This is a genomic window from Curtobacterium sp. C2H10 (assembly GCF_025407985.1).
Classification (GTDB): domain Bacteria; phylum Actinomycetota; class Actinomycetes; order Actinomycetales; family Microbacteriaceae; genus Curtobacterium.
This window is the reverse complement of sequence record NZ_JABXGF010000143.1, coordinates 1-271: the sequence shown is the minus strand read 5'-3', so window position 1 is coordinate 271 and position 271 is coordinate 1. Positions and strand designations below refer to the sequence as shown.

Sequence of the window (271 nt, the reverse complement as noted above, 5' to 3'; positions counted from 1 at the left end):
CGAACGAATCCGCATGGGCATGAGCCTGGTACCGGAGGACCGTAAGCGGACCGGTATTTTCCCTATCTCCTCGGTTGCCAGCAACCTAACGATCGCCAGCCTGTGGCGACGCTTACAGCGCGGCTTGACCATCGCGGATAAAGAAGAGGAGGCCGTCGTCGCCAGCACCATTGGCAGCCTGTAGATTAAGGTCTCCTCCCCGGAGGTGGAAATTCAGGCCCTCAGCGGCGGCAACCAGCAAAAAGTCGTGATTGGACGCTCTCTGCTGACC

Annotated in this window: 1 pseudogene; it reads left to right on the top strand. The window is 59.4% G+C overall.

Annotated features, from left to right (window positions below):
- Positions 1 to 184, top strand: a pseudogene (locus HWD93_RS18395) (sugar ABC transporter ATP-binding protein); the annotation flags it as partial.
- Between the last annotated feature and the right edge of the window lie 87 nt (positions 185 to 271).